Consider the following 22,766-nt stretch of genomic DNA (forward strand, 5'->3'; position numbering starts at 1 on the left):
GACCCCGAGGAGACCCACATGCACTTGCTCGCCTTCACCCGCACATGCGCCGCGCTCGGCGCGGCCGCCGCCCTGCTGGCCTTGGCGCCGCACGCGGCAGCACAGGGCACGGTCAACGCGCTGTGCAGCACCGACGCCGGCTGGTGCGAGGCCGCGGCCGCCGCCTTCACGCGCGAGACCGGCATCAAGGTGTTGCAGGCCCACAAGGGCACGGGCGAGATCGGCGCCCAGCTGCGCGCCGAGGCCGCCAATCCCAAGACCGACATCTGGTGGGGCGGCACCGGCGATCCCTTCCTGCAGGCGGCCGAGCAGGGCCTGCTCGAGCCCTACCGCCCGGCCTACATCGACGACCTGCACGACTGGGCCGTGCGCCAGTACGCGTTGTCGCAGAACATGGTCGGCGGCTTCTATACGAGCGCCATGGGCTTCGGCTTCAACACCGAGCTGCTGAAGAAAAAGAAGCTGCCCGAGCCGCAATGCTGGGCCGACCTCGTGAAGCCCGGCTACAAGGGCGAGATCGAGATCTCGCACCCCGCCACCAGCGGCACGGCCTACACCATCATCGCGGGCCTGGTGCAGCAGATGGGCGAGGACGCCGCTTTCGACTACCTCAAGAAGCTGCACCGCAACGTCACCAGCTACACCCGCAGCGGCCAGGCCCAGGCGCCCAGCGTCGCCAAGGGCGAGGTCGCGGTCGGCGTGAGCTTCATCTTCGGCTTCGAGCGCTGGCGCCACGACGGCTTTCCGGTCAAGACCGCCGCGCCCTGCGAGGGCACGGGCTACGAGATCGGCGGCATCGCGCTGGTGAAGGGCGCGCGCAACAAGGAGAACGCGAAGCGCTACTACGACTGGCTCATGAGCCCCGCGGGCCAGTCCATCGGCGCCAAGGCCGGCAGCCTGCAGTCGCCGGCCAACAAGACCTTCAAGCCCGATCCGCGCATTCCCTCGATGGACGGCGTGAAGCTCATCAAGTACGACTTCCAGAAGTACGGCCAGGCGGCCGAGCGCAAGCGGCTGATCGAGCGCTGGACGAAGGAAGTCGAATCCCTGCCGAGGTAGGCGATTCCCGGCTCCCTTCGCGAAACACCGAGGAACCGGCTTCGCCGGGCCTCAGGTGTTGCCCCCGGAAGGGGGTTGGCGTAGCGACACGAAGTGCGCGAAGCCTGGGGAGAGCCTATCCACAGGCCTTGTTGTGCGAGGCGTGCATGCCCTTGGCCTTCGCATCGGCTTCGCTCAGGTACTCGCCCTTCTTGGTCTTGCCGTAGTAGCGGTCGCCCGGGCAGTGGTAGACCTTGGTCGTGTCGTTGGCCCACACCATGCCGGGGCCTCCACCGGGTGCGGCGGCCATCTTCGTGACGTCGGGCGAGCCGGGCGTCTTGGTCGCGGTGCCCGTGCTCGGGGCCACGCCGGTCTTGTCGACGCTGGCCGACTGGGTTTCCACGGCGGGTGCGGCGGCAGCGGCGGCTGCTGGTGCGGCCTTCGCATCGGCGGCCTTGCCGAACCAGGTCTTGATGCCCTTGTGGCCACGGCAGGCGCCCGACTTGGTGTCGGGCGAGGCATAGCTGCCGTCCTTGCATTGCACGGTGGTGCCGGCTGGCGCGTCGGTCGGCACTTGCGCCTGGGCGGCAAAGGCGGCCAGCCCGAGGCAGGCGGCGATCCACAGCATCTTCCTGGGGTTTTTGTTCATGCAAAGCTCCTGAGGTGTTGAAAGGCAGATGCGCAGCTTTGGAGGGCAATCCCAGCGGAAGCTGACTTGCGCGAGATTCAGGGCGGGCCGGCGGCAAAAGTCACCGCCCCTGGCGAGTGCCGGCGGGATTGCGGAGGCGGCCTGTGACGCGTTCGTGCGTGACACGCCGCGCCCGCGCTCAGGGCGTGCTGGCCGTGAACCGGAGCACGCCGGTGTAGCTGCCCGCGCTGCGGCTCGCGCTGTTGGCATAGCCGAAGGTCCAGCTGGCCTTCTGCAGCGTCACGAGGCTCGAGAAGCCCGTGCCCGCGACGATCGCGGCGCCGCCGATGCCGCTGGCGGGCACCGGCGGCGCGGGCAGGCCGGGGTTGCTCGAGGCGATGGTGATCTCCGACATCGGGATGGTGTGGCTGCCGTTGGACAGCGGCGTGCTCGCCTCGGCGCGGATGGCGATCGGGCCGGCATTGCTGCGCACCTCGACGGGCAGCACGTGGTCCGAGGCCGTGACCGCGAAGACCGGCGCGCCGCCGGGCCAGTCCACCGGCTGGCGGCTGCCGGCCACGGGCGCGATGCCGGCCGGCGGGATCGACGGCGCGAGCACGAAGCGCACGGTGCCCACGGCATTGCTCTGCGCCGGCCAGGGACTGGCGCCGACGCCGAAGAACAGGAACTTCTGGATCGAGAGGCTGAAGTCCAGCCTGGCCGTCGCGCTGCGCGGCACGTTGAAGCCGGACGCCGAGGTGGCCGTCTCGGCCCGCGCGGCCGCGATGAGCGCCAGGCATGCCGCCGCGACCGTGCCGCGCAAGGCGAGGCGCGCCGTCACTCGAGCGTCGCCTCCACCTTGAAGCTGCCCTGCGCCCAGTCCAGCGTGCCCTCGACCTTCACCGGATAGGCGGGCTGCGGCGCGGCGCGGCCGTCTTCGGCCTGGGGCATCAGCGCCAGCGTGCGAGTCTGGCCCGGCAGGATCGGCGTGCCCTCGGGCACCAGCGCGAAGGCGCGGCCCTGGCTGTCGACGGCGTCCAGGCTGCCTTCGAGGCGGCCGTGCGCATCGCCGGTGTTGGCCACGGTCACGGCGATGCGGCGCTGGCCGCCGCTGTCGCTGCTGGCGATCCGCTGCAGGTCGAGCCGGGGCTCGGCGCCGTCGAGCGCGAGGTACACGGCCACCGCGATGCGCCCCGTCACCGGCAGGCTCAGGCTGGCGCCGTCGCCCTGGATCAGCGCCTGCTGCGCGGGCTCGCTGCCTTCGATCGCGATCATGAAGCGGCACTCGCCGCGCGGCGAACCCGCCGGCGGCTCGATCTGGAAGCGGTAGGCCCGGCTGCCGCGCGCGGGCAGCTGCACGCTGCGCCGCTCGAGCGCCACCCAGGGCCGGCAGCTGCCGGGCTGCAGGTCGTCGTGGTAGCTGATCTGGCCCTCGGCCGAGTAGTGCCAGTCGATGGTGCGCACCGTCACCTCGGTCGCGACCGGCGCGAGGTTGTGGATCTCCAGCGACTGGCCCAGGCGCGTGCCGCCGCGGCCCGACAGCTCGAAGCGCGAGGGCGAGACCGCGATCTCGAACGGCGCGGCCAGCGCGCCGCCGGCGCCGGCCAGCAGCAGGACGAAGGGGGCGGCGCGCCGCGGCAGCGTGCGTGCGAGGGAAGGCTGGGTCATGGCAGGGTCTCGATTTCGAAGATCGACTCGAAGCGCAGCGAAGCCCCCGGCGGCAGCCGCAGTTCGCGCGGATCGAGGCGCAGCGTGAGCTCGAAGCTCTCGGTCATCCAGGCGGTGGCGACGGTGCCGATCCAGACCGGCACGCGGTCGCCCGGTCGGCCGCTGGCACTCGCGAAGGTGCCGTGGCTGCGCCATTGCAGCTGCATGCCCGCGGGGGAGCGCAGGCCGGGGATGGCGGCCGGGATCACGTAGAAGATGCGCGCGCGCCGGCCGATGTAGGGCGCGGTCGCGAGCCGGTAGTCGATGCGTCCGAACGGCAGGTCGAAGCGGATGCCGTCGACCGGTTGCGCACGGCGAAAGTCGGTGCCGACCTGGGCGCGCGGCGAGCTCGAGTCGTCCAGCCGCGCAACGCCCGCGCCGGCCGGCAGCGCCAGCGACAGCAGCAGCGCGACACACGGGATGGCCGGCGCGGGCATGCGCTTCACTCCATCGACGCCGTGAAGCGCACCGTGCCCCGGTAGTTGCCCGCGGGATAGACGACGTCGTTGTCGTAGCTGAACTGCATCCGCGTCGCGCTGATCGCGTTCGACCGGTAGGTGTAGCCCAGGCACAGCAGCAGCACCGGGGCCGAGCAGAAGGTCGCGTTGGCATTGAAGCTCGCGATCTGCTGGTTGGCGCTGCCGTCGAAGCGGCCGCTCTGGATGTCGCCCGTGGTGGCGGCGCCGTTGTTGCTGGCGGTCCAGCCGATCTGGCTGAACGGGATGAGGGTGGCGCCGCAGCCGCCCGACTGGCAGGCCAGGCCGGGCGTCGAGTCGACCCGCAGCGTCACCGGCCGCGCCGTGGACGAGGAATTCGCGGGCCGGAACGGCGTGACCCACACCTCGATGACCGGCGAGCCCGCCACCGGCGCCGGTGCCAGGCCGACGTTGTCGCCGGCGACGCTGAAGGCCACCGTGTCGACGCCGCTCACTGCGCCCACGCGCACCGAGATGGCATAGACCAGGCCGACGTCCGTCACCGTCATGACGACGGCCTCCGCGGGCAGGGCGAGGCCCGCGGCCAGCAGCGCGGCGGCGAGCGGAGCCGGGGCCGGGCGGGGCCGCATCAGATGCCTTGCGCGGTGTAGGTGATGGTGTTGGTGTACGTGTTGGCGCGCCAGCCGGCCGGCGTGCCGCCGAGCGCGTAGGTCCAGGTGCCCGTGGCCACCGTGTTGGACGGGAACGCGGTCGAGGCGCAGGCGCCCAGGTTCGCGCCCGGGTGCGGCAGCGTGCCCTCGGCGGTCACGGTGAAGTCGGCGTCGGCCGGGCCGCCCGTGGCGTTCCAGGCGCCGAGCGCGCAGTGGATGGTGCCGGTGCCGGCATTGGTCCAGGCGTAGACGGTGAGCGTGTCGGCGCCGGCCGCGGCGGCGACGGTCGCGGCCGGTGCCGCGCCGTTCCAGTCCACGCCGGTGTTGGCGGCGGCGGCCAGGGCCGGCGTGGGAACGGCGGGGATCTCCAGCGCCGAGCTCCATCGCAGCGTGTCGACGGCGGTGTTGGCCGCGCCCACGCGCAGCAGGATGAGCTTGGGCACCGTCACGCTGAGGTTGACCTTGGCCTGGGCCGTGATGGTGCCGGTGCCCGCGCCGTACTGGCTCTCGGCCATGGCCTCGCCACCGGCGGCGAGGCAGAGGGCCGCCACGGAGAGGGCGAGCATGCGGTGGGGGAGGGCGCTGGGGTTCATGAGGGGGCCTCGATGGATGAAGAAAGAAGAGCAGCAGCGGGCAGGAGAAGACCGCAGGGGCGCGCTGCTCATTCGCCCACCTTGGTCAGGGGAATCTCGGCAACGGCCCGGCCACGCAGCGGAACGCCGAGCGTCACGCCGCCGTCGCCGGCCGCGCCCCAGGGCAGCGGCACGCTGTCGAGCGTCAGGCTCAGCCGGTGGCGGCCGGTGGTCACGAGCGGAAATTCGAAGCGGCCGTCGTGGTCGGTGGTGGTGCGGTAGCGGCCGTCGAGCTGGACCTCCACGTGGGCGGCGCCGCCTTCGTCGGGCTGCCGCGCGCCGTCGCGGTTGGCGTCGAAGAACACCTGCCCGGCCACGCTGCCTGCACCGGCGCCCGCATCGCCGTCGCGCACGCCGGCGGTCTGGAAGGGCATGCCCGCGCTGCCCTCCCAGCGCAGGTAGACGTAGGCGCTGCGGTCGTTGCTGCGGTAGAGCTGCGGGCCCAGGCTCGTGGTGGGCGCCACGGCGGCGCGCGCCTGGTTGAAGTAGGCCGCGAAGCCGATGCGCCAGCCCCGGGCGAGCGCCTTCTCGGCCGTGAGCGAGCCCGACAGCCCGCGGCTGGTGTGCAGGCCGCCGCTTTGCGAGGTGTAGCGCAGGTTGCCGCCGAGGTGGAAGCCGCTGTCGAGCCAGCACAGGAACTGCACGCCGGCCGTGGGGTAGTTGCGTGGCACGCCGCCGCTGCGGTCGCGCGCATAGCCGAGCGTGGTCGTGAGTTCGGGGCGCAGCGTCTCGCGGCCCGCGCCGATCCAGTCCTGCTCCCACTGCCATTCGTGGCCGGTGGCGGCCTGGTCGCCGAGCACGATCAGCTCGTTGCGCCGCACGGTCAGGCTGAAGCGGCTGCGCAGGCCGCCGAAGAAGCGTGCCTGGTGGAAGACGCTGGCGTAGAGGCTGCGCGAGTCGCTGCCGGCGGCGGTGTCCGCGCTGCTGTCGTAGCGCGTGCGCTGCAGGCTCAGGCTGCCGCCGACCGAGGCATGACGGTCGAACTGGTACAGGACGCTGCCGTTCGCGCCGCTGCGGCTGGAGCCCGCGAACCCGAAGGCGGCGTCGGCCTGCGTGCGCTCGTGCTCGAGTCCGCCGCCCCAGTGCAGGCGGCTGCCGCCGCGGTCCACGCGCCAGTAGGCGCCGCGCGTGCCGTCGGCCACGAGATGGTCGCCGAAGAAGAGATTCGGCCTGGCCGTGTAGGCGCCGAGTTCGTGGCGGTAGGGCCCCAGGCGTGCGCTCGCCTCGACGAACAGCCCGCGCGAATCGCCGACGGCGACGCCCGGCGTCGGCGAGCGCGTGCGGCTGCCGATCAGCGTGGCGCGGACCTTGAAGTCGCCGTCGCGCTCCACCTCGCGGCCCCAGCCCAGCGCGCTGGCCCAGCTCTCGACATGGCGCGATCCGACGCCCTGGCCCGTGAACGGGTCGAGGGTCCAGGCCGGAAGGTCGCGCGCCCGGTTCAGCTGCGTGGCGACGAAGCCGTTCCCGCCCACGCGCTGCGTCAGGCCGAGCCAGCCGAGCGTGCCCTGGCTCTGCTCGAATCCCGGATACGGACCGCCCCGCAGGCTGCCGCGCATGCCGAAGCCCGCGCGCCAGTCGCTGTCGGCGTCGAACACGCGCAACGCGGCGCCGCGCACCGTGGTGCTGCCGAGCGAGAGCCGGTAATTGCGCGCCAGGCCCTCGGTCAGCTCGCTGTGGATGTCACCCAGCGCGCTGTCGGCGAAGGTCCGGGGCGTCAGCGGAAAGGCGAGGTTGCGCAGCGTGAGGCGGCCGCTGCCCGCGTCCTCGGCGTAGTCCAGCACGCCGATGCCGCCCTGGGCCTGGCGGTCGCCGTTCCAGCGGCGGCCGTCGGCCTGCAGCAGGAACTCGCCGTGGTTGAGCGTCTCGCGGCGGTACTCGATGCGCTGGCCGAACTCCATCGCGCGCCGCCGCCCGGTGCCGGAACTCGTCGCAGCGCCGAAGCCGATGCGGCTTTCGGTCATCCAGGCGCGAAAGCCTTCGGGTTGGGCGGACGGCGCGGCGCTGTCGTCGGCGGACGCGGCGCCCGCCTCGTCGGCGCTCATGAACCGGTCCTGGTAGGGCGCCGGCGCGGCGTCGACGAGGGCCTTCAGCCGCGCCTGCTGCGCCTGGGCCCGGTCCATCGGCTGAATGCGGGCCTCGGCGGCCGCGGCGGGTGGCGCGGTCTGCGCCTCCGCGGCGAGGCAGGCCAGCGCCGCCAGGCAGCCGACGCCCGGGCGGCCCCGCGGCGCCACGGCATTCGCGCCGAGCCAGCGGCAGGCCACGGCAACTCCCTCGTCATCCAACAACATCGCCGTCCCTTTGGGCCCCGAGGGCCCCGGTTGAGTTGAATCACTGCGTGCGCAGCGGAGGCGATGATTGTGGTTTTTGGTAACTTTTGCTGACCAAAAACGAGGGCTTCAGGGGCGTTGCCGAATTTTTCGTAGTAAACCGTGATGGAGTGCTTGAAATCTCGGTAGCGAGCGTTGATTTTTAAAACCGTTTGCCCCAGGTAGAAAAGCTGCGTCCGGGCCGAGCCCGGACCGCCGCGCCGCCTTAGAATTTTTTCGATCCGACCTTTCCTTTTCCAATGGCTGATTCCTCCAACACCAAACTCCCGTTCCAGGCCGAAGTCGCGCAACTGCTGCATCTCGTCACGCATGCGCTGTACTCCAACAAGGAAATCTTCCTGCGCGAGCTGATCTCGAATGCATCGGACGCCTGCGACAAGCTGCGCTTCGAGGCCATCGACCGTCCCGAGCTCTACGAAGGCCAGTCCGAGCTCGACGTGCGCATCAGCTTCGACAAGGCCGCGCGCACCATCACCATCACCGACAAGGGCATCGGCCTGTCGCGCCAGGAGGCGATCGACAACCTCGGCACCATCGCCAAGAGCGGCACCAAGGACTTCGTGAGCAAGCTCAGCGGCGACCAGAAGGCCGACGCCCAGCTCATCGGCCAGTTCGGCGTGGGCTTCTACTCGGGCTTCATCGTGGCCGACCGCATCACCGTCGAGTCGCGCCGCGCGGGTCTGCCCGCCGAGCAGGGCGTGCGCTGGGCCAGCGGCGGCGCCGGCGACTTCGAGGTGGCCGACATCACGCGCGCCGAGCGCGGCACCAGCATCACGCTGCACCTGCGCGAGGATGCCGACGAATACCTCAACGCCTGGAAGATCAAGCAGATCGTCGGCAAGTACTCCGACCACATCTCGCTGCCGATCCTCATGGAGAAGGAGGAGTGGAAGGAAGGCGAGAACGACCAGCCCGGCGACATGGTGAAGACCGGCGAATGGGAAACGGTCAACAAGGCCAACGCGCTGTGGAGCCGTCCCAAGAAGGACATCAGCGCCGAGCAGTACGAGGAGTTCTACAAGAGCATCAGCCACGACTTCGAGGCGCCGCTGGCCTGGAGCCACAACCGCGTCGAAGGCAGCACCGAGTACACGCAGCTGCTCTACATCCCCGCCAAGGCGCCGTTCGACCTCTGGAACCGCGAGAAGAGCGCGGGCGTCAAGCTCTACGTGAAGCGCGTCTTCATCATGGACGACGCCGAGGCGCTGATGCCCAGCTACCTGCGCTTCGTCAAGGGCGTGATCGACTCGGCCGACCTGCCGCTCAACGTGAGCCGCGAGCTGCTGCAGGAAAGCCGCGACGTGAAGGCGATCCGCGAAGGCAGCACCAAGCGCGTGCTCGGCATGCTCGAGGACCTGGCCAAGAAGCAGAAGACCGGCCCCGAGAGCGGCGAAGGCCGCATCGACGTGGGCTCGGGCGAATCGGTGCCCACGCCCGAGCCGACCGAGGCCGTGACGGACGTGGTCGACAAGAACGCGCCCACCGCGGCCGAGACCGCCGCCGCCGCGGCCGACGACGCGGGCAAGTACGCCAAGTTCTATGCCGAGTTCGGCGCCGTGCTCAAGGAAGGCCTGGGCGAGGACTTCGGCAACCGCGACCGCATCGCCAAGCTGCTGCGCTACGCCTCGACCACCACCGATGCCGTGAGCGTGAGCTTCGCCGACTACAAGGCGCGCATGAAGGACGGCCAGGACGCGATCTACTACATCACGGCCGACACGCTGGCCGCCGCCAAGAACAGCCCGCAGCTCGAGGTCTTCAAGAAGAAGGGCATCGAGGTGCTGCTGATGACCGACCGCGTCGACGAGTGGGCGCTCAACTACCTCAACGAGTTCGACGGCACGCCGCTGCAGAGCGTGGCCAAGGGCGCGGTCGACCTCGGCAAGCTGCAGGACGAGGACGAGAAGAAGGCCGCCGAGGAGGCCGCCGAATCGTTCAAGCCGCTGCTCGAGAAGCTCAAGGAAGCGCTCAAGGACAAGGCCGAGGACGTGCGCGTCACCACGCGCCTGGTTGACTCGCCGGCCTGCCTCGTGGTGCAGGACGGCGGCATGAGCACGCAGCTCGCACGCATGCTCAAGCAGGCCGGCCAGCCCGCGCCCGAACTCAAGCCGGTGCTCGAGGTCAATGCCGAGCACGCGCTGGTCAAGAAGCTCGAGGGCTCGGCCCACTTCGACGACCTCGCGAACATCCTGTTCGACCAGGCGCTGCTCGCCGAGGGCGGCCTGCCGGCCGATCCCGCGGCCTACGTGCGGCGCGTGAACGCGCTCCTGGTGTGAACACGCGGCCGCGCACCCGCATCGCGGCCGCCGGCCTTCCGGCCGGCGTGCTGCTCGCGCTGCTGGTGAGCGGCTGCTCCCACTACCAGATCGGCATCCCGATCGTGCCGGGCCTCTCGCTGGGGCTCGGCGCCACCAAGGACGGCAACTTCTCGGTTGGCCTCAACACCGGCTTCGGCCCGCTCGGCGCGGGCGTCGCGGTCAGCAACAGCGGCGCGGTCGCGGGCTCGGTCGGCATGGGCCTGGGCGTCGGCCCGGTCGGTGCCGGCGTGGGCCAGAGCGTGGTGCTGCACGACCCCAACGCGGGCAAGCCCAATGCGATGCAGCCGGGTCCGGTGACCAGCGTCGGCGCCGGTGTCGGTGGCAGCGCGGGGGGCTTCGGCGTCGCGGCCGATTTGCCGCCCACGGGCGGCGCGCAACCCGCGCCAACACCTGCCGCATTGCCCGTCGCGGCGCCCGCCGCCACGCCGGTGTCGGCCGCGCCGCGCGTCAACAAGGCCCGCGCGCCGGGCGTGCTGGTGCGCAGGAACGATTCCGCGCGCGAGGCCGTGCCGGTCGCCGCTCCGACGCCCGTGCAGGTCACCTACCGCGCCCCCGAGGCCGCGGCGCCCGCGCGCGTCGGCATCAATGCGCTCGGCTCGCCGGGCAATCCGATCGCGCCCTGAGCCGATGGCGACGGCACGCGTGGCAACGGTGGCATCGGCGCAGGCGGATCCATCGGCCGCGCCGGCCGGCGCCTCGCCCGATCGCCGCGCCTGGCTCGCGGGTGCCGCCGGCCTGGCCGGCGCGCTGCTGCTCGGTGCCCCTGCCGCACGGGCCCAGCGCGAATTTCCCAACCGGCCGATCCGCTGGATCGTGCCCTACCCCGCGGGCGGCGGCTCCGACTTCCTCACGCGCATCGTCGGCAACCAGCTCGCGATCGACACCGGCCAGCCGGTGGTGGTCGAGAACCGAACGGGCGGCAACACCTCGCTCGGTGCCGCCGAGGTGCTGCGCGCGCCGGCCGACGGCTACAGCGTGCTGTCGGCCGACAACGGCACGCTGGTGTTCAACCCCGTGCTCTACCGCAACCTCGGCTACAACCCGCAGCGCGACTTCGCGCCGGTCACGCTGATGGGCCGCTTCCCGCTGGTGCTGCTGGTCGGACCGGCCAGCGGCGTGCGCGACGCGCGCGCCTTCCTCGAGGACGCGCGCGCCTATCCCGGCAAGATCAGCTATGCCTCGGCCGGCACCGGCAGCCCGCACCACCTCGCGATGGAACTGCTGCAGCGCCAGGCCCGGCTGCGCATGCTGCACGTGCCCTACCGCGGCGCGGCCAACGCGGTGGCCGACGTGGCCGGCGGCCAGCTGCAGGCCATGATGTGCGACCTCGCCGCGTGCCTGGGCTTCATCCGCAGCGGCCGCGTGCGCGCACTCGCGATCGCCGACCGCGTGCGCCTGCCGCAATTGCCCGAGGTGCCGACCTTCGCCGAACTCGGCATCGACGGCGTCGAGGCGGCCGCGCTGGTGGGCGTGGTGGCGCCGGCGCGCACGCCGCCCGAGATCGTGGCGCGGCTGCAGCAGGCGATCGCGAGCGCGATCCACAACCCCGCGGTGCACCGCAAGCTCGCGGCCTATGGCGTCGAACCGGTGGGCGGCACGCCCGCGCAATTCGCCACGCTGTTGCATCAGGAGTCCGAGCGCTGGGACGGCCTGATCCGCGGGCTCAACCTGACGCTGGACTGAGCGCCGCCTTGCGGCGCCGCAACTTTGCCTGCCGTTCACACACGGCACGCGCTTCACGTTTGCTTTGCATGAACTTTGCGCGCGCTTGGCGCCGGGCTCACCGAACGCTAAGAGTGCACTTCTAGATTGGCGGCTCCCCCTCAGCCACCGGCCGGCGAGGCGGCCCGCAGGGCCTCCGGCACCGACCGCCCATCGCCATGCCCGCACGCCGGTTCCACCAGGTCCTCTTCGTCGACGACTTCTTCCGTTCGCCCGACAACGGGCTGCACTACTTCCCCGCCAACCGGCGCTTCCTGCAGGGCTTCTTCGGCTCGGCGCTCGGCCGGCTCGGCCTGCCGATGCGCGAGATCGCGCCGCGCTCGCACGGCGGCACGATCGACGTGGCGCGCGCGATGGCGCTGCTGGGCCTGCCGGCCACGCCGGCCGGCTGGGCCCGCGCCTGCGTCGCCGACCTCGCGCCGCTGCGCGGGCTCGAGGGCCTGCCGGCCTTCGGCCCGGGCTGCCTGGTGATCGGCTGGGGACTGACGCCGGCGCTGCAGCACTGCATCGACCGCAGCGGAGCGAGCTACCTCGACATCGAGATCGACCCGCGCCGCTTCACCGAGCACCTGCACTTCTGCGCGCGCACCAACGACGCGCGCATCCGCGCCGCGCTCGAGGCGCGCGTCATCGACGAGGAGCTGTTCTGGAACCACGCGGCCGCGATCCGCGGCTGCTTCGCGCGCCGCGGCGCGGGCGCGCTGTTCGATCCGCGGCTGCGCGTGGGCCTGTTCTTCGGCCAGAGCCTGGTCGACCTCTCGCTGGTGAGCGGCGGGCGCAGCCAGCATCCCTCCGCCGTGATCGGCGCGCTGCGCACGCTGGCGCAGGAGGTCGACCTGCTGGTCGTGAAGCCGCATCCCTACGAGCCCGCGCTGCACGACCTCGCGCCGATCGCGCGCGCCATTCCCAACGTCGCCTGGACGCGCGAGAACACCTATGCGCTGCTGTCGGCCGAGAACCTGCGCTTCGTCGCGGGGCTGTCGTCGAGCGTGCTGACCGAGGCCCGCTACTTCCTGCAGCCCGTGCGCGCGCTGATCCGCGCCGACCGCAATGCGCCCGAGTGCCTGCCCGCGGCCTGCTCGCCTTGGCTGCCGGTGGGGCCCGAGCTCGGCGCGCTGGACTTCATGCTCGACGCCTGCCGCGCGCCCGGCGAGGAGGCCGCGGCCCCGCCGGCCGGTGCCGGCGCATGGCCCGCGGATGCGATCGAGCGCGCCTTCTCCACGCGCTGGGGCTTCGACGACCGCGACCCGGGCCTGCAGGCGCTGCCCGAGCTCGTGCTCGGCCGCGACTACGCCTTTCGCACCGGCAATCCGGCCACGGCCTGGCTGGCCCATGGCTGGTCGGCGCCCGACGACGTCGACACCTGGAGCGAGGGCTCGCTGGCCTGCCTGGTGATCCCGCTGCCGCCCGCGGCCGTGTTCGCGCATCCGCTGCAGGCCCCGGGCCAGGCGCCGGCGCAGCGGCTGCGCGTGCGCATCGACTACCGCTGCGAGGCGCAGAGCACGCGCGTGGTCGCGCTGCTCGATGGCGCGATGCTGCCGGGCCAGCGCACCTCGGGCGCGTGGCGACGCAGCCTGGTGTTCGAGCTCGTGCCCTCGCCGCAGCGCAAGTGCCTGGTGCTGCAGTTCTTCGTGGGCGAGGCGGCCGATGCGGAGGTGGCCGAGGGCGCGGACGAGCCGGTCGTGCGCTCGGGCTTCACCTTGCGCAAGCTGCGCGTGTCGATGAGCCCGGCGGGCGCGGGCGATGTCGCGGCGCTGCCGCAGCCCGACACCACGGCGGCAGCGCCCGAGCGCGCGCTCGACCGGATGCTGCGCGTGGTGCTTCAGTCCAGGCGCGCGGCCGGATAGGCCGGGTCGGCACCGGCCGCGGCCGGTTGCGTCGCGAGGCGCAGCAGCAGCTGGCTCCAGGGCTGCAGCCGTTCGAGCGCCGCCTCGCGGCCCTGCGCGGCCGTGGCCTCGGTGCTCGCGCCGAGCTCGCGCGCCGCGGCCGCCACATCGCGCGCGAACGCGGCCGCGTCGCCGCGCCACACCACCACGCGATGGTGCAGCCCGAGCTGCGCGGCGCGCTCGGCATTGCTGGCCTGCTCGGGCTGGTCGGTCTGCAGCAGCAGGATCGGCTTGCGGTAGACCTGGGCCACCGACAGCGCCGCCATCCCGGGGGCCGAGACGATGAAGGCGCTGCGCGCCGCGGTGTCGATCCAGTGCGCGTCCTGCGGCTGCCAGCCGGCGCGCCCGGCATAGCCTTCGCCCACGCAATGCGCGCCCAGGCCCGCGGCGGCCAGGCCGCGTTCGAGGCCGTCGGCCAGCGCCGTGTCCTTGAAGTGCGGGTTGAGGTAGACCGCGGCCCGCGGTGCAACGGCCGCAACGTCCTCGCTCGAGGCCACCGCCACCGGCGTCGCGAGCCAGTAGGTGCCGTGGCCATCGTGCGCCGGTGCCTGCTGCGCGAAATCGTGCGCGATGCGCGCGCGGCTGCGCCCGATCTGCCAGGCCATGATGCGGCCGAAGGCGCGTGCCGTCCAGCCCGGCAGCCGGCCGCTGAAATTGCCTTCGAGCGCGCGCCGCAGGCTCGCGCCGTACACGTGCACCACCTTGTGCCGCCACGGCGGCAGCGCGCCCATGAACAGCAGCGCCGGATGGAAGGAGTCGTTGACCACCAGGTCGGCCTCGCGCAGCCGGCCGTGCAGCCGCACGATGTCGCGCAACATGCGGCCGGGCCGGAACACGTAGTGCGCCACGTTGCGGTCGGTCTCGCGCCGCAGCATGTTCTGCCGCGCGTCGAACTGCACCGCGTAGTGGCGCGAGAGCACGGGCGCGTCGATGCCGAAGCCCGCGAGGAAGAGCGCGCCCTCGTCGGAGGTGGTCAGCACCTGCACCTGCGCGCCGGCCGCGCGCAGCGCGTGCGTGAGCAGCTGCGAGCGCATCAGGTGGCCGCGCGCGTCGGCGGTCGCGAGGTAGAGGATGCGCGGCATGCTCAGCCCGCCCGCGGCACCAGCCGCAGCGCCGCGCCCGCGCACCACATGCCGAGCGCGCCCGTGATGCCGAAGCCGCGCTCGATGGCACGCACCTCGTCCATCAACTGCGCGAGCCGCGCGCGCTCGTGCGGCGCCACGCAGCGCTGCAGCGTGTGGCTGCACAGCCGCACATGGCGCTGCTCGTCGGCCCACACGCGCGCGAGCAGCGGATGCAGCGCATGCGCGGGCCCGATCAGCGCGCAGTGGCGCTCGAGGATGCGCGAGGCCATCTGCTCGGCCGCGAGGCCGATCGCATAGGCCGGCACCAGGCCGCCGTGCGCGAAGTGCGGCGCATGGCGGCGGATCAGCGCCTGCCAGCGCGCGAGCTTGCGCCGGCTGAACCAGTCGGGCCGCGGCTGCTCGCCGTCGACGGCGCCTGCCCGTGCGCGCCCGCCGCGTTCGACGATGGCCTCGGCGAACAGCCGCGCATGCAATTGCTCGTCGGCCAGGTGCTGGTCGAGCTGGCGCTCGAGCCAGTCGGGCGCGGCGGCGCGCAGTTCGCGCTGCAGCGCCTGTTCCGACGATTCCTCGCCCACGAGGTAGAGGCGCAGCAGCAGCGCCTCGCCCGCGCGGCTGGCATGCAGCTGGCGCAGCGCGGCGCGCTTCACGCGGTGCACCAGCGCGGCCTGCAGCGCGGGCCAGCCGCGCAGCAACGGCGGCGCGAGGCTCTCGAAGCCTGGGGCATTCGGCGCATCCGGCGCGGCCTGCGCGTACAGCTCAGCGGCCATTCGACCCGGCCTTCACATCGAGCGCCACGGGCTGCAACTGCTGTTGCTGCCAGCCGAGCACCAGCCCGAGGAAGCTGCCCTGCAGGAAGCCACGCGCCGTGGCGTCGGCGCCCGCGAACTCGCGCTGCTGCCCGTCGTAGCGCACGAAGCCCTTGCCGCCGGTGGCACCGATCGTGAGCTTCTCGTTCTTGCGGAAGCCGCGCTGCAGCAGCGGTTGCAGCAGGGCTTGCGATTCGAGCCCGTAGAGGAACAGGTCGCGCTGCACGACCTGGCGCGGAATCTGTCCGCTCAGGGCCTGCAGCTCTAGCGACCAGTTGCCCTCGCGCATCGCCTCGGCCAGCGGCCGGTTGCGCGTCGTGACGAAGCGCGTGCGCGCCACCCACTTGACGGCCTTCGACACGCCGAGCCCGACCGTGATGTCGGCGTCGCGCGCGGCGCTCTCGCGGTTGTCGCGCACCTGCACCAGCTCGTCGGCCAGGCGCGCCGTCAGCGAGGGCTTGGCGAGCGCCTCCACGACCTGCGCGCTGCTGAACAGCACGCGCTCGCCGCCGACCTCGCCGACCACGAGCTGCCAGGGATCGATGCGGATCTCGGAGAACTCGCCGCGCACCGGCGCATGCGCATGGCTGCTGAACGACCAGTCGCTGCCCGAGCGGCTCAGCAGCGCATGGAAGCTCAGCGGCACGCGCTGGCCATCGGCCGTGCGGCCCGAGCCCTGCAGCACCACGTCGCCCACGATGCGCTTGCCGTCGTAGCTGCGGCCATTGGCGAAGCGCAGCGTGTGCGTGGCTTCGTCGAGCGTGGCGCGGGTGTCTTCGTCGTCGAGCGCGAGCCGGTTGCAGTTCTCGCCGGTGCCGGCGGCGATGGGGCAGCCGCTGCCCGAGGCGAAAGCGAAGACGCCGCGGCCCGAGAACTCGGCCGAGGCCGCGAGTCCGGGGGCGAGCAGCGCGAGGGCGGCGAGAACGAGCAGGCGTGCCATGGTCGCGGGCCTCAGGGACGGTGGTAGGAGAGCGCCTGCGCATCAGCCTGCGCGCGGCCCGTGGTGTGCAGGCCGATGCCGCGCGCGAAGGCGCCGAGCATGTCGACGGCCGAGAAGCCCAGGATCAGCAGCACGCCGAGCGCCCAGCGCGCGCCGCGCAGCGGTGGCAGGTCCTGCCGGTTGAGCGCGCGCAGGCTGAAGCCCAGCCGCGTGACGAGCACGCACAGCGGGCCGATCGGTCCGCTCTTCGCAAGCCAGTGCCAGCGCGGCGACACGTAGCTGCGCAGCAGGTGCGGCGTGAGCGAATACGTGTCCTGCCCGCGCATCCAGCGCAGCTTGAGCGCCTCGCGCCGCGTGTCGGGCAGGCGGTGCTCGGTGTGGGCGCGCGCCGCGTAGTGCAGCGGGATGCCGGCCGCGCGCAGCCGCATGCCGAGCACCTGGCAGTGGGCGCGGTACACGCCGTCGAGCGCCTGGTAGCCGTGGGTGTCGAAGACCTCGCGCCGGAACGCCACGTTGTTCGCGTAGAAGTTGCTCGTCGCGCCCGCATGCTCGTTCGGGAAGTACATGAAGTCGATGGTGGTGAGCGCGGTGCCCACGACGTTGGCTGCGTAGCTGGTACGTCCCGCCACCACGGCCGGCGCGTCGGCGCGCGCGAAGGGCGCGAGCAGCTCGCGCAGCCAGTCCTCGTCGGGCAGGCAGTCGGCATCGGCGAACACCACCCAGTCGCAGCGCGCCGCGTCGGTGGCCGCGAAGCCGGTGTTCTTGGCGTCGTAGTAGCCGGTGCTGGCGTCGATGCGCACGAAGTCGACGGGCCGCCCGGCCAGGCGTTGCACTTCCTCGCAGGTGGCGGCATCGAGGCCGTCGTGCGTGATGACCACCTGGGCCAGCGTGGACAGCGGCTGCTTCTGGCGCGCGAGCAGCGCGATCAGCCGCTGCAGGCTGGCGGCGGTCCTGGCCTGCGCATCGGCACCGCCGCGCAGGTTGTTGGTCTCGAGGACCAGCGCGGTGCGCGCCGCCACTTGATCGGGCATCATCGATTTTTCCTGTCCGGACGTCGTTGGGAAGGCATGCATGCCGCTTTTATCGCACAACCCTCGCGGTTGCCAGTGCCATCGCTCATGGGCGCGACCCGCCGCGGGGCCGCTGTCTTGAAGCTCGCGGTCTTCGGCGCGGGCTACGTGGGCCTGAGCTTCGCGGCCTGCATGGCCGAGGCCGGGCACGCGGTGCTGTGCGCCGACACCGACGCGCCGCGCATCGCGGGCCTGCGCGCGGGCCGCATGCCGCTGCACGAACCGGGGCTCGGCGCGCTGGTGGCGCAGGAGACGGCGGCCGGCCGGCTGCGCTTCACGGACGATGCCGGCGAGGCCGCGCGGCATGGCGACATCCTCTTCATCGTGGTGAATGCGCCGGCCGATGCCGAGGGCGTGGTCGACCTCGAGGCGGTGTTCGAGGTGGCGCGCGCCGTGGGGCGCCACCGCGACCGCGACGGCCTGCTGGTCTGCAAGTCGACCTTGCCGGCGGGCACGGCCGACCGGGTCGAGGCGGTGGTGCAGGACGCGCTGGCGCGGCGCGGTGCCACGCACCGGATCGCGGTGGCGGTCAACCCCGAGTTCCTGCGCGAAGGCTCGGCGGTGCGCGACAGCCGTGCGCCCGACCGCATCGTGGTCGGGTCCTCCGATGCCGAGGCGATCGCGCTGCTGGCCGAGCTCTATCGGCCTTTCATGCGCGACCCCGCGCGCCAGTGGCTGGTGATGGACCGCCGCTCGGCCGAGCTCGCGAAGTACGCCGCCAACGCGATGCTCGCCACCCGCATCAGCTTCATGAACGAGATGGCGCGCGTGGCCGAGCAGGCGGGCGCCGACATCGAGAGCGTGCGCCGCGCGATCGGCGCCGATGCGCGCATCGGTCCGGCCTTCCTGCAGGCCGGCGCGGGCTATGGCGGCTCCTGCCTCGCGAAGGACCTGCGCGCGCTGCAGCATGGGGGCGAGGGCGCCGCGCTGCGGCTGCTGCCCGCGGTGGCGGCGGTGAACGAGGCGCAGAAGTCGCGGCTCTTCGAACTCGTCGTGGGCCATTTCGGCGCCACGCTCGCGGGGCGCATGCTGGCCGTGTGGGGCCTGGCCTTCAAGCCCGACACCGACGACATGCGCGATGCGCCGAGCCTGGTGCTGATCGAGCGGCTGCTGGCCGCCGGCGCGCGGCTGCGGCTGCACGACCCGGCTGCGATGCCGAATGCGCGTGCGCTGCTCGGCGAGCGCGAAGGCATCGCCTGGTGCGATGCGCCCGAGGCTGCACTCGACGGCGCCGATGCGCTCGTGCTCGTCACCGAATGGGCGGCCTACCGCCGGCCCGATTTCGCGCGCATGGCCGCGCGGCTGTCGGCACGTGCCGTGTTCGATGGGCGCAATCTCTACGACCCGGCCGAGGTCGAGGCGGCCGGTATCGCCTGCTACGGCATCGGCCGTGGGCGCTCAGTGCGCCGCGGTTGAGGTCGCCTCGTCGTCCGCGCGCGGCAGGAAGGCATCGCCCGGCGTCAGCGGCGCATGCCGGTAGCTCGCGGGCGTGCGGCCCAGCTTCACGGGCGCGCCGATGCCGCGGTAGCCACCTTCGAGTTCGACCACCATGCCGCGATGCGCGGTGTGCGGATGCTCGAGCGCGGCGGCCACGGGCAGCACGGGCGCGGCCGGCACGCCCGCGGCCATGAGCTGCTCGACCAGCACGCGGCCGTCGAAGGCGGCCATGGCGGTCTCTAGCCGCTGCTTGAGCGCGTCGCGGTTCACCGAGCGCACACCCGCGGTGGCGAAGCGCGGATCGGTGGCCAGCGCGGGCAGGCCGATGCAGCCGCACAGGCTCGCGAACTGGCGGTCGTTGCCGACGGCGACGAACACGGGGTCGGTGCCGGTGGCGAGGGCGTCGTAGGGATAGATGTTGGGATGGGCGTTGCCGGTGCGGCGCGGGGCGCTGCCGTCCATGAACCAGTTGGCGGCGTGCGGATGCAGCAGCGAGATGCCGCTGTCGTAGAGCGCGGCCTCGACGAACTGGCCGCGTCCGCTGCGCTGGCGTTCCTGCAGCGCGAGCAGCACGCCGATGACGGCGTTGAGGCCGGTCACCATGTCGACCACGGGCAGGCCCACGCGCAGCGGCCCGCCCTCGGCCTCGCCGTTGACGCTCATGATGCCGGTCATGGCCTGCACGGCGGCGTCGTAGCCGGGCAGCGCACCGAGCGGACCGTCGGCGCCGAAGCCCGAGACGCGGCACCAGACCAGGCGCGGAAAGCGCTGCGACAGGGTCTCGTAGCCGATGCCCCAGCGTTCCATGGTGCCGGTCTTGAAGTTCTCGATCAGCACGTCGGCCTCGGCCACGAGCGCGAGCAGGGCGGCGCGGCCTTCCTCGGTCGAGAAGTCGAGGTGCTGCACGCGCTTGTTGCGGTTGAGGCCGTGGTAGTAGGAAGCCACGCCATCCTTGAACGGCGGGCCCCAGGTGCGCGTGTCGTCGCCCTGCGGCGGCTCGATCTTGAGCACGTCGGCGCCATGGTCGCCGAGGATCTGACCGCAGTAGGGGCCGCCGAGGATGCGGGAGATGTCGAGCACGCGGATGCCCGCGAGTGCGCCTTGGGTGGAAGTCATTTGCGTGCCTTCATGCTTTGCGTTGATTTGTCCGGGGGGAAGGTCCGGGGCGCGTGCGGAGGACATCGGGTACTCCCCCTCCGCGAATGTCCCCCGGCCTTCGGCCTCCTCCTTGATTTCGCTGCGGGGAGCACCCGATGCCCTCCGCACGAGAGGCGCTCTGGTGGTGCCGGCGGTTCAGGCGCGGAGCAAGGTACCCCGTCGGCGTGATCGCGCCCCGGATGCCAGCATCAATCGAGCTGCGCCCCCGACTTCTTGACCACGTCCTTCCACTTCACCGACTCGCTCGCGATGAACTGGCCGAGCTTCGGCGGCGAGGTGTCGGCGCTGGCCTCGAGGCCCTGGGCCGCGAACATCTGCTTGACCTTGGGCGAGTTCAGCACCTCGGCGAAGGCATGGTTGAGCTTCGCCACGCGATCGGCCGGCGTGCCCGCGGGCGCGACGATGCCGAAGAACACGCTCACGTCGTAGCCCTTGTAGCCCTGCTCCGAGATCGTGGGTACCTCGGGCAGCGCCTGCGAGCGCGCGAGGGTGGCCACGCCCAGCGCGCGCAGCTTGCCGGCCTTGACGTAGGGCAGCGCGGTGAGGATGTCGGTGAAGGTCATGCTGACCTGGCCGCCGAGCAGGTCGTTGAGCGCAGGGCCGGTGCCCTTGTAGGGGATGTGCTGGAAGTCGGTGCCGGCGATCGAGTTGAACAGCACGCCCGCCAGGTGCGAGGAGGCGCCGTTGCCCGAGGAGGCATAGCTGAGCTTGCCGGGGTTGGCCTTGGCATAGGCGACGAGCTCGGGCACGGTCTTCACCGGCAGCGCGGGATTCACCACCAGGATGTTCGGCAGGTAGCCGACCTGGATCACGGGCGCGAAGCTCTTCACCGGGTCGTAGTTGATCTTGCGGTAGAGGCTGGCGTTGATCGCGAGCGGGCCCGAGGTGCCGAACAGCAGCACATGGCCGTCGGCCTCGGCGCGCGCGACGTACTCGGCGCCGATGTTGCCGCCCGCGCCGGCGCGGTTCTCCACGATCATCGGCTGGCCCATGCGGTCCTTCATCTCGGCCGCGAGCGTGCGCGCCATCGCGTCGGTGGGGCCGCCGGGCGGGAAGGGCACGACCAGCGTCATCGGCTTGGAGGGAAAGGCGGTGTCGGCCTGCGCGGCGGGGGCCGCGGCCAGCAGGCCGGCACAGGCGGTGGCCAGCGCGAGGAGGGAAGCGAGGTGTTTCAAGAGGAGGTCTCCGTTCTTTGTTCGGGTGTCCGGGGGGCAGGGCTCAGGCCGCGGTCCAGTCGGCGGGCAGCGCATCGGGCGCGAGCGGGTCGCGCGGCAGCACGCGGTGCAGCAGCGCGAGCTGCGACCAGCGCAGCCGCGCGGCCGAGCCGGTGCGCGCGGCCTCCCAGGCCATCGCGCTCGCGCTGGTGCAGTGGTAGAGCGCCGAGGCGGCCTGGCGCGCGAGCACGTCGCCGCCTTCGCGCGCGGCCGTCTCGGCCAGCGTGGCGGCGCGCGCCAGCGCATCGCGCAGCGCCTGGGCGAAGGCCGGGGCCGGTTCGGCTTCGGCGATCAGCTTTTCGCAATGGGCGCGCAGCACCGGCAGCGAGCCCTCGCGCTTGACGGCGCGGATCACGTCGAGCGCGACGATGTTGCTGGTGCCCTCCCAGATCGATCCCAGGTGGGCATCGCGCACCAGCCGCGGATCGCTCCATTCCTCGATGTAGCCGCAACCGCCGCGCACCTCCATCGCATCGCCCGTGACCTTGCGCGCATCGCGGCAGGCGCGGAACTTGATGAGCGGCGTGAGGATGCGCAGCAGCGCGTAGGCATCGGCTTCGCCGGCATCGGAACGCGCCAGCGCCAGCGCGGTCTGGCAGACCATGGTGCGCGCCTGCTCGGCGGGCACGCGCAGCTTGTCGAGCTGGCGCTGCATCAGCGGCATCTGGTCGAGCGTGCGGCCGAAGGCCTGGCGCTCGGCGGCGATGTACTCGGCCTCGGCCACCGCGCGGCGCATCAGGCCGGCGGCGCGCACGCCGTTCGACAGCCGCGAGTTGTTGACCATGTCGGCCATCTGCACGAAACCGCGGCCTTCCTCGCCGACCAGGAAGGCGAGCGCGCCCTCGAGCCGGATCTCGCCGCTGGCCATCGAGCGCGTGCCGAGCTTGTCCTTGAGCCGGATGATCCGGTAGTGGTTGAGGCGGCCGTCATCGAGCCGGCGCGGCAGCAGGAACAGCGACACGCCCTTCATGCCGGCCATGCCGTCCTCGGCGCGCGCGAGCACCATCGCGAAGTCGGCGTCGGGGTTCGAGCAGAACCACTTGTCGCCGGTGAGGCGCCAGCTGCCGTCGGCCTCGCGCCGCGCCAGCGTGGCGGTGGCGGCGATGTCGGAGCCCGCGGCCTGCTCGGTCATGAACATCGCGCCCTGCGCGAGTTCGTCGAAGTCGAGCGAGGTCAGGCGCGGCAGGTACTTCTGCACCAGCGCGGGCGCGCCGAACTTCTTGAGCGTGCGCGTGAGCGAATCGGTCATCGAGACCGGGCAGCACAGGCCGAACTCGGCCTGCACGAACAGGTAGGTCAGCGCGTATTTCACGAGCGGCGGCATGCGGCCTTTCCAGCCCAGCGTCTCGTCGCGGTGCGAGATCGCGGCCAGGCCGAATTCGCTGAGCGCGAGGCGCTCCATCTCGACGTAGGCCGGATGCTTGATCACCTGCTGCTCGTCGAGCCCGGTGCGCGTGCGCTGCTTCAGGGTGGGCGGATTGCGGTCGGCGGTACCGGCCAGCTCGTCGAGCCTGCCGCCCGCGAGGCCGCCGAGGCGCTCGAAGTGCGGCCGCAGGTGGCGCAGCAGGTCCTCGGGCAGGTAGAGCGCGAGCAGCGACTGCAGCTCGGTGTCGACGCTGTAGAGGTTCTGGCCGTGGCGGTCGGGAATGGGGTGAACGGCGGGCGCTGCAGGCGCGGCAGGCGTCTCGGGCATGGCTTGTCTCCTGGATTC

General features: G+C 72.2%; 20 protein-coding genes. 6 read left to right on the forward strand and 14 right to left on the reverse strand.

The window, feature by feature from the left end; genetic code table 11:
• The first annotated feature begins 18 nt into the window (after positions 1-18).
• Entirely contained in the window at positions 19-1,059 is a 1,041-nt protein-coding gene (locus AC07RV_RS37890) for an ABC transporter substrate-binding protein (RefSeq protein ID WP_296781520.1), read from the forward strand.
• Between the two features lie 115 nt (positions 1,060-1,174).
• Here AC07RV_RS37890 and AC07RV_RS37895 read toward each other — a convergent pair whose 3' ends face one another.
• The 7 genes from AC07RV_RS37895 to AC07RV_RS37925 all read right to left on the reverse strand — a co-directional run bounded on the left by AC07RV_RS37895 (position 1,175) and on the right by AC07RV_RS37925 (position 7,380).
• Positions 1,175-1,687: a DUF3761 domain-containing protein gene (locus AC07RV_RS37895; protein WP_093355224.1), complete on the reverse strand. Its 513-nt coding sequence runs from the start codon at positions 1,685-1,687 to the stop codon at positions 1,175-1,177.
• Positions 1,688-1,865: 178 nt separating this feature from the next.
• Positions 1,866-2,507: a hypothetical protein gene (locus AC07RV_RS37900; RefSeq protein ID WP_296781521.1), complete on the reverse strand. Its 642-nt coding sequence runs from the start codon at positions 2,505-2,507 to the stop codon at positions 1,866-1,868.
• Positions 2,504-3,334, reverse strand: a complete 831-nt coding sequence (locus AC07RV_RS37905) for a COG1470 family protein (protein WP_296781522.1) — start codon at positions 3,332-3,334, stop codon at positions 2,504-2,506. Before AC07RV_RS37905 ends, AC07RV_RS37900 begins: the two co-directional genes overlap by 4 nt.
• On the reverse strand, positions 3,331-3,810 hold the full coding sequence (locus AC07RV_RS37910; RefSeq protein WP_296781523.1) for a hypothetical protein: 480 nt from the start codon (positions 3,808-3,810) through the stop codon (positions 3,331-3,333). The genes AC07RV_RS37905 and AC07RV_RS37910 overlap by 4 nt, the downstream gene beginning before the upstream one ends.
• Positions 3,811-3,815: 5 nt before the next feature.
• Positions 3,816-4,439: a hypothetical protein gene (locus tag AC07RV_RS37915; protein ID WP_296781524.1), complete on the reverse strand. Its 624-nt coding sequence runs from the start codon at positions 4,437-4,439 to the stop codon at positions 3,816-3,818.
• Positions 4,439-5,026: a hypothetical protein gene (locus AC07RV_RS37920; RefSeq protein WP_296781525.1), complete on the reverse strand. Its 588-nt coding sequence runs from the start codon at positions 5,024-5,026 to the stop codon at positions 4,439-4,441. The genes AC07RV_RS37915 and AC07RV_RS37920 overlap by 1 nt, the downstream gene beginning before the upstream one ends.
• A gap of 95 nt (positions 5,027-5,121) precedes the next feature.
• Entirely contained in the window at positions 5,122-7,380 is a 2,259-nt protein-coding gene (locus AC07RV_RS37925) for a hypothetical protein (RefSeq protein ID WP_296781526.1), read from the reverse strand.
• Positions 7,381-7,658: 278 nt separating this feature from the next.
• Here AC07RV_RS37925 and htpG point away from each other — a divergent pair, with 278 nt between their 5' ends.
• The 4 genes from htpG to AC07RV_RS37945 all read left to right on the forward strand — a co-directional run bounded on the left by htpG (position 7,659) and on the right by AC07RV_RS37945 (position 13,306).
• Positions 7,659-9,695: a molecular chaperone HtpG gene (gene htpG, locus AC07RV_RS37930; RefSeq protein WP_093355234.1), complete on the forward strand. Its 2,037-nt coding sequence runs from the start codon at positions 7,659-7,661 to the stop codon at positions 9,693-9,695.
• Positions 9,692-10,360 (forward strand): hypothetical protein, encoded by a 669-nt coding sequence (locus tag AC07RV_RS37935; RefSeq protein ID WP_296781527.1) that lies wholly within the window; start codon positions 9,692-9,694, stop codon positions 10,358-10,360. The genes htpG and AC07RV_RS37935 overlap by 4 nt, the downstream gene beginning before the upstream one ends.
• A 4-nt stretch (positions 10,361-10,364) precedes the next feature.
• On the forward strand, positions 10,365-11,420 hold the full coding sequence (locus AC07RV_RS37940) for a Bug family tripartite tricarboxylate transporter substrate binding protein (RefSeq protein ID WP_296781528.1): 1,056 nt from the start codon (positions 10,365-10,367) through the stop codon (positions 11,418-11,420).
• A 197-nt stretch (positions 11,421-11,617) separates the two neighbouring features.
• A complete protein-coding gene (locus AC07RV_RS37945) occupies positions 11,618-13,306 on the forward strand; it encodes a hypothetical protein (RefSeq protein WP_296781529.1) in 1,689 nt (562 codons plus the stop codon).
• Here AC07RV_RS37945 and AC07RV_RS37950 read toward each other — a convergent pair.
• Genes AC07RV_RS37950 through AC07RV_RS37965 form a run of 4 tightly spaced genes read right to left on the reverse strand, consistent with a single transcriptional unit; the run spans position 13,282 to position 17,210 of the window.
• On the reverse strand, positions 13,282-14,427 hold the full coding sequence (locus AC07RV_RS37950; RefSeq protein WP_296781530.1) for a glycosyltransferase family protein: 1,146 nt from the start codon (positions 14,425-14,427) through the stop codon (positions 13,282-13,284). The two genes, AC07RV_RS37945 and AC07RV_RS37950, sit on opposite strands and share 25 nt — an antisense overlap.
• Positions 14,428-14,429: 2 nt before the next feature.
• The gene (locus tag AC07RV_RS37955; RefSeq protein WP_296781531.1) at positions 14,430-15,197 is read right to left on the reverse strand and encodes a hypothetical protein; all 768 of its coding nucleotides are present in this window, start codon (positions 15,195-15,197) and stop codon (positions 14,430-14,432) included.
• Positions 15,187-16,176, reverse strand: a complete 990-nt coding sequence (locus AC07RV_RS37960) for a hypothetical protein (RefSeq protein ID WP_296781532.1) — start codon at positions 16,174-16,176, stop codon at positions 15,187-15,189. The genes AC07RV_RS37955 and AC07RV_RS37960 overlap by 11 nt, the downstream gene beginning before the upstream one ends.
• Positions 16,177-16,187: 11 nt before the next feature.
• Positions 16,188-17,210, reverse strand: a complete 1,023-nt coding sequence (locus AC07RV_RS37965) for a glycosyltransferase family 2 protein (RefSeq protein WP_296781533.1) — start codon at positions 17,208-17,210, stop codon at positions 16,188-16,190.
• 114 nt (positions 17,211-17,324) lie between these two features.
• Between AC07RV_RS37965 and AC07RV_RS37970 the strand changes: the two genes are divergently transcribed.
• On the forward strand, positions 17,325-18,662 hold the full coding sequence (locus AC07RV_RS37970; protein ID WP_296781534.1) for a UDP-glucose dehydrogenase family protein: 1,338 nt from the start codon (positions 17,325-17,327) through the stop codon (positions 18,660-18,662).
• On the opposite strand, the gene AC07RV_RS37975 is transcribed toward AC07RV_RS37970, so the two are convergent.
• The 3 genes from AC07RV_RS37975 to AC07RV_RS37985 all read right to left on the reverse strand — a co-directional run bounded on the left by AC07RV_RS37975 (position 18,645) and on the right by AC07RV_RS37985 (position 22,748).
• A complete protein-coding gene (locus AC07RV_RS37975; RefSeq protein WP_296781535.1) occupies positions 18,645-19,799 on the reverse strand; it encodes a CaiB/BaiF CoA transferase family protein in 1,155 nt (384 codons plus the stop codon). The two genes, AC07RV_RS37970 and AC07RV_RS37975, sit on opposite strands and share 18 nt — an antisense overlap.
• A 230-nt stretch (positions 19,800-20,029) precedes the next feature.
• Entirely contained in the window at positions 20,030-21,016 is a 987-nt protein-coding gene (locus tag AC07RV_RS37980; RefSeq protein ID WP_296781536.1) for a Bug family tripartite tricarboxylate transporter substrate binding protein, read from the reverse strand.
• 43 nt (positions 21,017-21,059) lie between these two features.
• The gene (locus tag AC07RV_RS37985; protein WP_296781537.1) at positions 21,060-22,748 is read right to left on the reverse strand and encodes an acyl-CoA dehydrogenase family protein; all 1,689 of its coding nucleotides are present in this window, start codon (positions 22,746-22,748) and stop codon (positions 21,060-21,062) included.
• Positions 22,749-22,766 lie beyond the last annotated feature (18 nt).

This window comes from Variovorax sp. GW821-FHT09B01 (genome assembly GCF_059418345.1).